The organism is Corynebacterium mastitidis DSM 44356 (assembly GCF_000375365.1).
Lineage (GTDB): Bacteria > Actinomycetota > Actinomycetes > Mycobacteriales > Mycobacteriaceae > Corynebacterium > Corynebacterium mastitidis.
In genome coordinates, this window is record NZ_AQXB01000010.1 from 1 (window position 1) to 11,902 (window position 11,902).

The 11,902-nt window shown below is 73.2% G+C and carries 12 protein-coding genes and 1 tRNA gene; 9 read left to right on the plus strand and 4 right to left on the minus strand.

Going from position 1 to position 11,902, the window contains the following annotated elements; genetic code table 11:
* On the plus strand, nucleotides 1-390 hold a 390-nt coding region (locus B140_RS0110775; RefSeq protein WP_156801717.1), incomplete at its 5' end, for a L,D-transpeptidase.
* Between the two features lie 56 nt (nucleotides 391-446).
* On the opposite strand, the gene B140_RS0110780 is transcribed toward B140_RS0110775, so the two are convergent.
* The 3 genes from B140_RS0110780 to orn form a co-directional block, all read right to left on the minus strand.
* Entirely contained in the window at nucleotides 447-1,613 is a 1,167-nt protein-coding gene (locus B140_RS0110780; protein WP_156801762.1) for an LppP/LprE family lipoprotein, read from the minus strand.
* Between the two features lie 137 nt (nucleotides 1,614-1,750).
* Nucleotides 1,751-1,823, minus strand: a tRNA-His gene (locus B140_RS0110790).
* Between the two features lie 49 nt (nucleotides 1,824-1,872).
* Complete coding sequence (orn, locus tag B140_RS0110795; protein ID WP_156801763.1) at nucleotides 1,873-2,508, minus strand: oligoribonuclease; 636 nt, start codon at nucleotides 2,506-2,508, stop codon at nucleotides 1,873-1,875.
* A 62-nt stretch (nucleotides 2,509-2,570) separates the two neighbouring features.
* On the opposite strand from orn, the gene B140_RS0110800 reads away from it, so the two are divergent.
* The 8 genes from B140_RS0110800 to B140_RS0110835 all read left to right on the plus strand — a co-directional run bounded on the left by B140_RS0110800 (nucleotide 2,571) and on the right by B140_RS0110835 (nucleotide 10,979).
* Nucleotides 2,571-3,365: an SDR family oxidoreductase gene (locus tag B140_RS0110800; RefSeq protein WP_026166253.1), complete on the plus strand. Its 795-nt coding sequence runs from the start codon at nucleotides 2,571-2,573 to the stop codon at nucleotides 3,363-3,365.
* Entirely contained in the window at nucleotides 3,358-4,527 is a 1,170-nt protein-coding gene (locus tag B140_RS12640; RefSeq protein WP_018119366.1) for an isochorismate synthase, read from the plus strand. The genes B140_RS0110800 and B140_RS12640 overlap by 8 nt, the downstream gene beginning before the upstream one ends.
* Entirely contained in the window at nucleotides 4,514-6,139 is a 1,626-nt protein-coding gene (locus B140_RS12645) for a (2,3-dihydroxybenzoyl)adenylate synthase (RefSeq protein WP_018119367.1), read from the plus strand. Before B140_RS12640 ends, B140_RS12645 begins: the two co-directional genes overlap by 14 nt.
* Before the next feature lie 2 nt (nucleotides 6,140-6,141).
* Nucleotides 6,142-7,053, plus strand: a complete 912-nt coding sequence (locus B140_RS0110815) for an isochorismatase family protein (RefSeq protein WP_051069303.1) — start codon at nucleotides 6,142-6,144, stop codon at nucleotides 7,051-7,053.
* Nucleotides 7,054-7,202: 149 nt separating this feature from the next.
* Nucleotides 7,203-8,150 (plus strand): ABC transporter substrate-binding protein, encoded by a 948-nt coding sequence (locus B140_RS0110820; RefSeq protein ID WP_018119369.1) that lies wholly within the window; start codon nucleotides 7,203-7,205, stop codon nucleotides 8,148-8,150.
* Complete coding sequence (locus tag B140_RS0110825) at nucleotides 8,147-9,151, plus strand: FecCD family ABC transporter permease (protein ID WP_018119370.1); 1,005 nt, start codon at nucleotides 8,147-8,149, stop codon at nucleotides 9,149-9,151. The genes B140_RS0110820 and B140_RS0110825 overlap by 4 nt, the downstream gene beginning before the upstream one ends.
* Nucleotides 9,148-10,194, plus strand: a complete 1,047-nt coding sequence (locus tag B140_RS0110830) for an iron ABC transporter permease (RefSeq protein WP_018119371.1) — start codon at nucleotides 9,148-9,150, stop codon at nucleotides 10,192-10,194. Before B140_RS0110825 ends, B140_RS0110830 begins: the two co-directional genes overlap by 4 nt.
* The gene (locus tag B140_RS0110835; protein ID WP_018119372.1) at nucleotides 10,191-10,979 is read left to right on the plus strand and encodes an ABC transporter ATP-binding protein; all 789 of its coding nucleotides are present in this window, start codon (nucleotides 10,191-10,193) and stop codon (nucleotides 10,977-10,979) included. The genes B140_RS0110830 and B140_RS0110835 overlap by 4 nt, the downstream gene beginning before the upstream one ends.
* On the opposite strand, the gene cmrA is transcribed toward B140_RS0110835, so the two are convergent.
* Nucleotides 10,976-11,776, minus strand: coding sequence for a mycolate reductase (cmrA, locus tag B140_RS0110840; protein ID WP_018119373.1), 801 nt, complete (start codon nucleotides 11,774-11,776; stop codon nucleotides 10,976-10,978). The two genes, B140_RS0110835 and cmrA, sit on opposite strands and share 4 nt — an antisense overlap.
* Nucleotides 11,777-11,902: the final 126 nt, after the last annotated feature.

Below are 11,902 nucleotides of genomic sequence, written 5' to 3' on the forward strand. Positions count from 1 at the left end.
TCGTTGGGTTCGGATCGATGGCCCACACCGAACGGCACGTACATCATCGGGGATCTGCATGATTCGTTGGTGATGGACTCCGAGACGTTTGGCCTGTCCAAGGAGGACGGTGGGTATAAGACCACCGTGGACTTTGCCACGCAGATGTCCTATTCGGGGATCTACGTGCACGCCGCGCCGTGGTCGGTGTGGGCGCAGGGCAATACGAATACCTCGCACGGGTGTATCAACGTCACCGACGAGGCCGCGCAGTGGTTCCAGAACACCGTCAAGCGCGGGGATATCGTTAAGGTGCGCAACACCATCGGCGGGGAGCTCAACGGGCTTGATGGGTTGGGGGACTGGAACATTCCCTGGGAGCAGTGGAAGGCCGGCAACGCCGAGGAATAAACCCGCCCGCCCCGCGGCGTCGCGCGGCCTTGCCATCCCTGGCGCGCGGGCCTGAGCTACCTTCGGGTCACGCCGTAGTCCGTGCGGCTGATCCACGCGGCGTTCTCGGCGTCCTCGCTGGGGTAGATGCGCACCTGCCCGTTGTGGGTGGTGTCAAAGATGAAGCCGCCGAAGAGCACCCGCTGGTTCCTGCTTACGTCGCCCACCGTGGTGACGTTCTCCAGGGGCTCCTCCACGGCCTCCACCTGCACCGGGTCGATGCCCGTCACGCGGATCTGGGTGGCGTGGTACTCGGCGGACTGATCGTAGACGGCCGCCCCGGACTCGGCGCTCGCGGCGCCGGGGATCCAGTCGGCCTTCTCGGGATCGTCCGCCTGGCACACCGGCTGCTCGTCGATCACGCAGCGCACGCGCAGCGAGGGATCGACGTCCACGAGCAGGGCGTCCCGGGACATCCCCTCGGCGGTGGCGATCTCCTGATCGTAGGCCTTGCGGTACACGTTGCCCTCCGCGTAGAGGCGGGGGGCGATCGGCGGGACCGCGCCGCTGACGTCGAGCTGGGCGGTGGGGAAGGCCAGCGCGTCCTCGGGGTCCTCGGAGGTGATGCGCAGGGCGCCCTCGGTGTAGCGCACCGTGGCGGTGGACTCGCCGGTGGCGTCGATGCCCGCCGTGGTGACCTCCAGCTCGGAGTTAGAGCGGCGATCCACGTCCACCACGGTGGCGACCTCGGCGGGCATGGGGGCGGTGAGCAGCTCGTCGCGGTGGAAGAACACGATGGTGGAAAAGGCCCTGTCCGCGTCCGGGTTGTCGAGGTCGCCCTCGGCGCCCACGAAGGTCACCCAGCTCAGCTCCTTGCAGGGGTCAAAGTGGTTGTCGGCCACCTGCCCCAGGTAGCCCCAGGCCTCGGACTGGAGCCCGGGGCTGGGGGAGCCCGCCGGGACAAGGGGCACAATGGGCACGCCGAGGACGGGGCGCAGCGCGGTGTCGCTGAGCATGACGTCTCGGCAGTTCTTCTTCGGCTCCGGGGCGGCGCTGGTGCTCGTGGTGGTGGGGGCCGCACTCGTGGTGGTCTCGGGGGCGGGTCGGTTTCCCGCCTGGCTGATCCGGGTGGCGGGGGCCGCGTCGAGGGGAGCGTCGGCCTCGTCCGGGGCATCGCCGCAGGCGCTGAGGGCGAGGGCGGCGGCGCAGCACAGGGCCGCGGAGGAAAGCGGGCGTAGTCTCATGGTTCCTAAGATTAGGCTGTGAGCGGCGTGTTGTCCGGCTGAGGAGCCCGGCGCGTCGCGGGATTCGCTCCGCCCGGGCCCGGACGCGACACAAGGGCCGGTACCTACGCCTGTGGGGTACCGGCCCTTGTTCTCGGGGTGGCTGACGGGGCTCGAACCCGCGACACCCAGGATCACAACCTGGTGCTCTACCAGCTGAACTACAGCCACCATCGCCGCCTCGCGGCAGCGAAAACAACCATAGCCTACCGAGGGTTTTTTACAAAAACCGCTGGTAGGCCTCTGTGGCCCCGGCCTGGGCGCGGGCGGCCTCCTCGGAGGTGGGGCCCGGGGCGGGGGTAAACACGCTGCGTCGATAGTAGTCCAGTTCCCGCACGGACTCCACGATGTCCGCCAGCGCCCGATGGGCCATGCCCTTCTCCGGCTGGTGGTAGTAGGCGCGGGGGAACCAGCGCTTGCTCAGCTCCTTGATGGTGGATACGTCCACCATGCGGTAGTGCAGGGCGGCGTCGAGCCGGGGCATGTACTCGCGGATGAAGGAGCGATCCGTGGCGATGGAGTTGCCCGCCAGCGGGGCGGGGTGGTCGGGGTGGCAGTGCTCGGCGAGCAGCGCGAGCACCGCGTCCTCGGCCTCGCGGATGCTCACGGCGGAGGAGCGGATCTCGTCGAGCAGCCCGTTTTTGCGGTGCATGGTGCTCACGTACTCGTCCATCCGGCCCAGCTCCTCCTCGGTGGCGTGCACCACCAGGTCCACGCCCTCGCCCAGGATGGCGAGGTTGGCGTCGGTGACCAGGGCGGCGACCTCGACGATCACGTGCTGGCGCGGGTCGAGCCCCGTCATCTCCAGGTCTATCCACACGAGGCGGTCGTCTTTTGCGGGTGCTGGCTGATTCATACGATCCAGGATAAGCGGGGGAGGTGGGAGCGCTAGATTAGGGAAGGGTAACTTAGGGAAGTATGCCTTCAGATCTCATTGTTGTCAGCGGCGCGGCGGGCGGCATTGGCGCGGCCATCGCTCGCCTGTGCGCCCAACGCCCCGGGGTGACTCTCGTGCTCACCGACCGCGACGCCTCCGCCCTGGAGGAGACCGCCGGTGCGGTGGCGGAGCACCGCGCGCCGGGGGTGAGCGTGCGGACCCATCCCTGCGACCTCTCCTCGGAGGCCGAGGCCACCCGGCTGGTGGAGGAGGTGGCGCGCCTGGGTCGGCTGCGCTACCTGCTGCACGCCGCCGGGGTGTTCGTGGACCGCCCGGTGGCGGACACCACCGCCGAGGAGTTCTCCCGCATGATGGAGGTCAACGCCTACGGCACGTTCTACCTCCTGCGCGCGGCGGCGCGCGCGATGGAGGAGCAGGGGGGCCGCGACGATCGCGGCATCGTGGTGGTGGCGTCCAACGCCGTGGGGGTGCCCCGGGTGGGCATGGGGGCCTACGCGGCCTCCAAGGCGGCGGCCTCCGCGCTCACCCGCTGCCTGGGCCTGGAGCTGGCCCAGCAGGCGGTGCGGTGCAACGTGGTCTGCCCCGGCTCCACGGACACCGCCATGCAGCGCGACTTCTGGGGCGAGGACCCCCAGGCGGGGCGGCGTCGATCCCTGGAGGGTGACCTGGGCGCGCACCGTCTGGGCATCCCCTTGGGGCGCATCGCCAGCCCGGAGGACGTGGCCCGCACGGTGGACTTCCTAGCCTCCGAGGCCGCCTGCCACGTCACCCTCCAGGAGTTCTTCGTGGACGGGGGTGCCAGCCTGCATGCCTGAGACTCCTCGAGAGGAAACCACGGACGCCCTGTGGAACCCGCTCACGCGGGGCGACCTCCTCTTTTGCCAGCCGGGTGTCTCCCGCTACCTGCCCGCCGCGGCGCTGACCCCGGTGCCGCCGAGCGCGGCGGAGAATCCCTGGCGGCCCGGGATGGTGGTGGCGGGCGCGGTGCCCTTCGACGAGGCCGGTCCCACGCCCCCGGCGCTGTGGACGGCCCCCGCGTGGCGCGCCTGGCGCGGGGGCGCGCAGGAGGGCCACGCCGAGGCGACCCGGCCGCGCCTGCGCGGCGTGTACCCCACCCGCGCCCCGTGGGAGTACGTGCGCGCGGTGCGCCGCGCGGTGGAGCGGCTGAGCGCCCCGGACGGGGCCGTGGAGAAGGTGGTGCTGGCCCGGGAGATCAGGGCCACCCTGGGGGAGGAGCCCGACTGGGCCGCGCTGATGGGCCGCCTGGCGGACCGCAACCCCTCCGCCACCGTCTTTTCCGTCCCGGTGCCGGGCGAGGCGGACCCCGGCGCGGTGTTCTTCGGGGCCAGCCCGGAGCTGCTGCTGCGCAAGTCCGGGGACGCGGTGCTCAGCCACCCGCTCGCCGGCTCGGTGCCCCGCAGCGCCGACCCGGAGGAGGACCGGCGCCGGGCGAACGCCCTGCTGGAATCCGCCAAGGACGCCCGCGAGCACGCCTTTGTCACCCGGATGATCGGCCAGGCCCTGGCCCCGGTGTGCGCCGAGCTGAGCGTGCCCGCCGCGCCGAGCCTGCTCGCCACGGACACGATGTGGCACCTGGGCACCCGGATCGAGGGGCGGCTGGCCCCCGAGCACGCCCACCGCGACGCCCTGAGCCTGGCGCGCCTGCTGCACCCCACCCCGGCGGTGGCGGGCTGGCCCACGCGGGCCGCGATGAGCGCGATCCGCCGCCTGGAGCACGCGGATCGCGGGCTGTACGCGGGGGCCGTCGGCTGGGTGGACGGCAACGGCGACGGCCAGTGGAACGTGTCCATCCGCTGCGCCCTGCTGCAAGGCCTGGAGATGAGCGCCTGGGGCGGGGCGGGGATCGTGGCGGAGTCCGTGGCGGAGTCGGAGCTCAAGGAGACCTCCGCGAAGCTGCGCACGATCGTGGAGGGACTGGGAGTAGACGCTGAGGAGGCGGAACATGCGCGATGGTAACGAGCCTAGGGACTGGGAGCGCGAGGCGCGGGACAAGCACACCCCCTACCCGGAGGAGGCGGCCCGGCGCTACCGGGAGGCCGGGCTGTGGATCGGGCGCAGGCTCGACCGGCTGGCGGGCGGCGCCCCGGAGGCGATCGCGCTGATCGACGCCGCCGAGGCCCTCACCTACGCGCAGCTCGAGGGTGAGGTGGCGGCCTGCGCGGCGGTGCTGCGCGAGCGGGGGGTGCGCAGCCGCCAGCCGGTGCTGCTGCACCTGCCCAACCGCGTGGGCGTGGTGGTGATGTCCCTGGCGCTCATGCGCTGCGGCGCGCTGCCGGTGTACCTGCTGGACTCCCACCGCGCCGCGGACGTGGCCAGCATCGCCGCCCGCGCCCGCGCCACGGCGTACCTCTCCACCGCCGAGCGCGTGGCCGGGGAGCGGGGGAACTTCGACCTGCTTCTCGACGCCGAGGAGGTGCGCGCCGAGGCCCGTGCGCGGGCGGGTGAGTGCTACGAGGCCCCGGTCGATCCCGGGGAGGTGGCCTTTCTCCAGCTCTCCGGGGGCACCACCGGGGTGCCCAAGCTCATCGCCCGCACCCATGACGACTACCTGTATTCCGTGCTGCGCAGCAACGAGGTGTGCGGGGTCAGCGAGCGCACCCGCATGCTCGTGGTGCTCCCGGCCACCCACAACTATCCCACCAGCTCCCCCGGTTACCTGGGGGTGCTGGCCGCCGGGGGCGCGGTGATCCTGTCCGAGAACTCCGCCCCCGAGCACGCCTTCGGGCTCATCGAGGAGCACCGCCCCACCACCGTGGCGCTCGTGCCCCCGCTGGCGCGCGCGTGGTCCGCCGCGGCGCCCGCCTCCGGGGCGGACCTGAGCAGCGTGCGGGTGGTGCAGGTCGGCGGCGCCAAGCTCGTGCCGCAGGCCGCCCGCGAGCTCGCGGCGGCCGGGCCCTGGCGGGTGCAGCAGGTCTTTGGCATGGCCGAGGGGATGGTGTGCTACACCACCCCGGAGGACACCGAGGAGCAGGTGATGGGCACCCAGGGCCGCCCCATGAGCCCCTGGGACGAGGTGCGCATCGTGGGGCCGGACGGGCGGCCCGTTGCCGACGGCGCCAGCGGCGTGCTCCAGGTGCGCGGACCCTACACCATCCGGGGCTACTGGGACGCCCCCGAGCACAACGCCCGCTCCTTTACCCCGGACGGCTTCTACATCACCGGGGACGTGGTGCGCCGCCTGCCCACCGGGCACCTGGTGGTGGAGGGGCGCGATAAGGACCAGATCAACCGGGGCGGGGAGAAGATCAGCGCCGAGGAGGTCGAGGACCACATCCTGGCCCACCCGGCGGTGTTCGACGCCGCCGTGATCGGCCAGCCGGACCCCTACCTGGGCGAGCGCGCCTGCGCCGTGGTGGTGCTGCGTAAGGGGCACACCCTGCGCCGCCCGGACCTCTCCAAGTTCCTGCGCGAGCGCGGGCTGGCCCGCTACAAGATCCCCGATTCCCTCCGCCTCGTCGAGGCATTCCCCACCACCAGGGTGGGCAAGCTCAGCCGCACCGAGCTGCGCAGAGAACTCTCCGCGCTGGTGCGCGACCGTGATAGCGAGAAAGCAGCAAAGGAGCAATGACCATGCCGCAGTCCCTTCCCGATTCCATCGCCTACGCCATGCCCGCCGCGCCCGAGGACTCGGCGGCCCGGTGGGGCGTGGATCCCGGCCGCAGCGCCCTGCTGATCCACGACATGCAGCGGCACTTCCTGCGCCCCTTCGCCCGGGAGCAGGAGCCCGCCGCCAGCCTCGTGGCCAACGTGGCCAGGCTGCGCGAGACCGCCCGCGCGGCGGGCATCCCGGTGTTCTACACCGCGCAGTCCGCCGAGCAGACCGAGGAGGAGCGCGGCCTGCTCAGCGACGTCTGGGGCCCGGGCCTGGTGGGCCGCCCCGAGGCCGCGGAGATCGTGCCCGGCCTGGAGCCGGAGGCGGGGGACGTGGTGCTCACCAAGCGGCGCTACTCCGCGTTCGCCCGCGCGGACCTGGAGGAGCGGTTGCGGAGCGCCGGGCGCGACCAGTTGGTCATCACCGGCGTGTACGCCAACATCGGGTGCGCGGTGACCGCCGCGGACGCCTTCATGCGCGATATTCAGCCCTTCCTCGTGGCGGACGCCGTGGCGGACTTCAGCCTCGAGGAGCACCGGCGCGCGGTGGAGTGGGTGGCCGGGCGCGCCGGGGCGGCCCCGGACACGGCGGGCGTGCTGGCGGCATGGGGCGCGGCGGCGGGCACCGAGGCGGAGGACGCGGCGGCGCACCCCGGGCCCGGTGGCGTGGACCTGCGCGCCTTGCTGGAGGAGGTGCTGGGGGAGGACCTCAGTGACCTCGACGAACGGGAGGACCGCCTGGACGACTGGGGCCTGGACTCCGTGCGCCTGATGACGATGATTACCCGCCTGCGCGAGTCCGGCGTGGACGTGAGCTTCGAGGAGATCCCGGAGGAGACCACGTTCTCGGAGCTCAGCGAGCTGGTCCACAGCTACCTCGAGGAGGAATAGGGCGGCGCGCGGCCTCGCTACCAGCACGAAAGTAGATTAGGATAGGTAAACCTTGATTGTGGGAGGGGTTCTGGTCTAGTCTGGGGCAACCTCGGCGGCGCGGCGGTCCCGCGCGCCGCCGCAGAGCCGAAGGAAAGGACACACAACTCATGGCTCTTCCCCGCCGCCCCCTCCGCAGCCTCGGCGCGGTGCTCGCCGCCTCCGCCCTCGTGGTCACCGGGTGCTCCCGGGCCACGGAGGACTCCCCGGAGTCCGGCCCCGCCCCCGGGGAGTCCTCCCGCGTGGCGGCCCTCGGGCTGGGCGATGCCGACACCCTCCTGGCGCTGGGGATCACCCCCGTGGCCGTGGCCCCCTTCGGCCCCCAGGGCGAGGTGGACCCCTCCGGCGTGGGCCCGTGGGCCACGGATCTGCTGGGGGACGCCGAGCCCACCCCGATCTACAACACCTCCTCCGGCTTCAGCGCGGAGATCATCGAGCAGGTCACCGCCGCCAACCCCACCCAGATCATTGCCGTCAACGCCGCCGTGGACGGCCAGGCCCGCGAGGCCCTGAACAAGATCGCCCCCACCACCGTCAAGCCGGAGGGCGCCACGGACTGGCAGATCCCCTGGGAGGACCAGGTGAGCACCATCGCGCGGGCGGTGGACAGGGCCGAGGAGGGTGAGGAACTCATCGAGGAGACCGAGCGGGCCTTCGAGGAGTTCCAGAAGAGCCACCCCGAGGCGCAGGGCAAGACCGCCGCCGTGGTGCTGCCCTACAGCGGCAAGATCAGCCTGTACACCTCCGCCGACGGCCGCGGGCAGTTCGTGGAGGACATGGGCTTTGACATCCCCGAGTCCCTGGAGGGCGAGGGCGGCTCCTTCTACCGCGAGGTGGCGCCCGAGAACTACGCGGACCTCAACCAGGTGGACTACATCTTCGTGCTGGACTACCAGGGTTCCGCCGAGGAGCTGAAGAACGACCCCACCTTCAAGAACCTCGACGCCGTGCGCGAGGGGCGCGTGCGCTACCTGGACGAGCAGACCGGGCTGGCCATGAGCATGCCCAACCCGGTGACGATCCCGTGGGCGATGGATAAGTTCTCCGAGCAGCTATGACCCGCGCCGCTCGCTTCGGCGCGGTCGGTGCCGTCCTCGCCGCCGCCCTGATCGCCCTGTCCCTGCTGCTGGGCTCGCGCGCCATCGCCCCGGCGGAGGTGGCGCAGGCGCTCCTGGCCGGGCCGGACGCCGCCACCGGGACGGGCACCGGGCACGTGGTGTGGAACCTGCGGGTGCCGCGCACGCTCCTGGCCCTGGCGGCGGGGGCGGCGCTCGGCATGGCGGGCGCGCTGGCCCAGGCGTGGACGCGCAACCCGCTGGCGGACCCCGGCTTCATCGGGCTGACCGCCGGGGCGGCCTTCGCCGTGGCCCTGGCCACGGCCCTGGGGTGGGGCGCCACCGGCGGGCGGATCGCGGCCGCGCTGCTGGGCGCGGCGCTCGCGGCGGCGCTGGTGCTCGCGGTCTCGCGGGTATCGCCGGACCCGCTCACCGTGATCCTGGTGGGGGTGGGGATCAGCGCCGCGCTCCAGGCCGGGACCACGGCGCTGGCGCTCTCCTCGGGCGGGGTGATGGACGCCATGCGGCAGTGGACGGTGGGCTCCACGGCCGGGCGCGGCGCCGCGGACGCGGCCGTGGCCTGGGGCGGGCTGCTCCTCGGCGGGGCGCTCGCGGCGGCGGTGGCCCGCCCGATGGACCTGCTCGCCCTGGGGCGCGAGGCCTCCACCGCGCTGGGAGCCGCCCCGGAGCGCGCCCGCCTCGGGGCGCTCGCGGCGGTGGTGGTGCTCGCGGGCGCGGCCACGGCGGCGGTGGGTCCCGTGGTGTTCGTGGGCTTCGCGGCCCCGCACATCGCGCGCACGCTGGTGGGGCCGAGCCTGACCGCCATGCTGGCGCCCACCGCCCTGCTAGGCGGCTGCCTGGCGCTGGGGGCGGACGTGCTGGGCCGCCTCGTGCTGCGGCCTGGCGAGCTGGAGATGTCCATCGTCATGGCGGTGATCGGCGCCCCGATGATCGTGTGGGCGGTGCGGCGCTACCGCTCGCTGAGCGCGGGGGTGGGGCTATGAGCTTTCGGGTCGTCGAGCGGGCGCGGCGCGGCAGGCTGCTGCGCGGGGCCTGCGCCCTGGCGGGCTTCGTGCTCGCGGCCGCCGCCTCCTACGTGCTGCTGCTGGGCTCGGGCCCGCTGCCGCTGGGCCCCGGCGAGGTGCTGGCGGCGCTCACCGGGCGCGGCGGGTACGCCGCGACCACCGTGGTATGGGACATCCGCCTCCCGGTGGCCATCGCCACCGCCGTCGTGGGCGCGGCGCTGGGCGTCGCGGGGGCGTGGACGCAGGCGATGTCGCGCAACCCCCTGGCCTCCCCGGACGTCCTGGGCGTCTCCGGGGGCGCGGCGGTGGCCGTGGTGGCGGGCACGGTGCTGGCCCGCCCGGCGTGGTCGCAGGGCGTGGACGCCTTCTGGTGGCGCGCCGGGCTGGCCGTGGTGGGCGCGCTGCTCGTGGTGGTCGCGCTGCTGGCCCTGGGCGGGTTCGGCACCTCGCAGCGGGTGATCCTCATCGGTTTCGCGCTCTCGCTGCTGTGCCAGGCCCTCGTGTCCTACTTCCTCGTGCGCGCGGATCTCACGCACGCCACCGACGCCCAGGTGTGGCTGGCCGGTTCCACCGGATTCGTGCGCTGGGAGGCGGTGTGGCCGATGTGCCTCGGCCTGCTGCCCTTCCTGGCCCTGGGCGCCGCCCGGTACCGCGACCTGCCCCTGCTCGCGCACGACGACGCCCTGGCCACCTCCCTGGGCGTGCGCGTGGCCCGGACCCGGGCCGCGCTGCTGATCGCCGCCACCGGCGCGGTGGCCGTGGTGGTCTCGGTGGTGGGGCCCATCGGGTTCGTCGCCCTGATCGCCCCGCAGGTGGCCCGCCTCGCCAGCGGCGCGCCCACCCCGCCGCCCTGGAACTCGGCGGCGGCGGGCGCGGCCCTGCTCCTGCTGTGCTCCGTGGTGGCCGCCCGGCTGCCCGTGAGCATCCCGGTGGGCCTGGTGACCTCGGCCCTGGGAGGCGTGACGCTGGTGGTCCTCGTGGTCGCGGCCGCCGTACGGATGAGAAAGGGGATGGCGGGATGATCGCCGTCGAGAACGTGTACGCGGGCTATACCCCGGAGCGCGACGTGGTGCGCGGGGTGAGCCTGCACGCCCGCGCGGGCGAGGTGACCACCCTGCTGGGGCCCAACGGCTGCGGCAAGTCCACCCTGCTCAAGACCATGTCCCGCCTGATCCGGCCCCGCGCGGGCGCGGTGACGGTGGACCGGCGCGACGTCCACGCCCTCCAGGCCCGGGAGGCTGCGCGCACCGTGGCGCTGCTGCCGCAGCAGCCGATGGCCCCGGCGGGGCTGCGGGTGGCGGAGCTGGTGGCGCGCGGCAGGCACCCGCACCGGGGATGGTTCGGCGGGCCGAGTACTGCGGACCGCGCCGCCGTGGAGGCAGCCCTGGAGCGCACGGACACCGCGGCCCTGGCGGACAGGGACGTGGCCCAGCTCTCCGGCGGCCAGCGCCAGCGGGTGTGGCTGGCCCTGGCGCTGGCCCAGGAGACCCCGGTGCTGCTGCTGGACGAGCCCACCACCTACCTGGACCCGGCCCACGCGCTGGCCACCCTCGAGCTGTGCCGGGAGCTGGCCCGGGAGGGCCGCGCCGTGGTGATGGTGCTCCACGACCTCATGCTCGCAGGTGCCTACTCGGACGCGATGGTCATCCTGCGCGAGGGGGAGGTGATCGCCAGCGGCACGCCCCGCGAGGCGCTGACCCCCGAGGTCATGGCCCGCGCCTACGGCCTGCGGGCCGAGGTGTGGCCGGACCCGCGCGGCACCGCGCCCGTGATCGTGCCGCGCGGGGTGGCGGGGAGCGTGGATTAGCCCATCTTGGCGTAGAAGCGCCCGATGAGGGGGGAGATCAGCGCGGTGGGGGCGATGGCGGACACGGCGTTCATGGCCTTGGAGAGGGGGCCGGGGACCACGCGGCGCTTGTTGGCGGCCAGGGCCTCCAGCGTCTCGCGGGCGCAGGACTCGTAGGTGGTCCACAGGACGTCCGGCACCACCTTGTCCACGATGCTGGCCTCCGCCGGGTCCACGGTGGCCTCGCGCACGGGGCCGGGGGCTAGCAGCGTGCAGTGCACCCCGGTGCCCCTCAGCTCGTAGTGCAGGGCCTCCGTGAAGGCGTTGACGCCCGCCTTGGTGAACACGTAGGTGGCGTTGTTCGGGATGGGCACGTTCCCGGCGGCGGACCCCACGTTGCACAGCGCGCCCTCCCCGCGCTCCACCATGGGCTCCAGCACGGCGCGGCTCAGCCGGAACACCGCAGCGGCGTTGAGCTGGAACTGGTTGGTCTCATAATCCCAATCCTGGCGCAGGAAGGGGCCGAAGGAGGCGATCCCGGCGGAGTTGATGGCGATGTGCACGCGCCTGCCCGCCAGGTGCGCGATGAGCCGGGTGACCTCGTCGGCCACGGAGAGGTCGCAGGCAAAGACCTCCGCCTCCACGCCGTGGCGGGAGCGCAGGTGCGCCGCGAGTTCCCCCAGCACCTCCTCGCGCCGGGCCACCAGGATCAGGTTGTGCCCCCGGGCGGCCAGCTCCCTGGCCAGGGCCTCACCGATGCCCTGGCTCGCGCCGGTAATCAGGGCGTAGGAATCGGGGGTGGGGGAGGGCAGTGCCATGCGGGTCATCCTTAGGGTGGGGCTTATCGACGTCCCGGCCCATCGTACAAGCACCGCCCCCAGGCGTCCGCCCCGGACGCTGCCCTGTGGCGTGGGACATAATGAGGAACCGTGAGGCATGGTTCA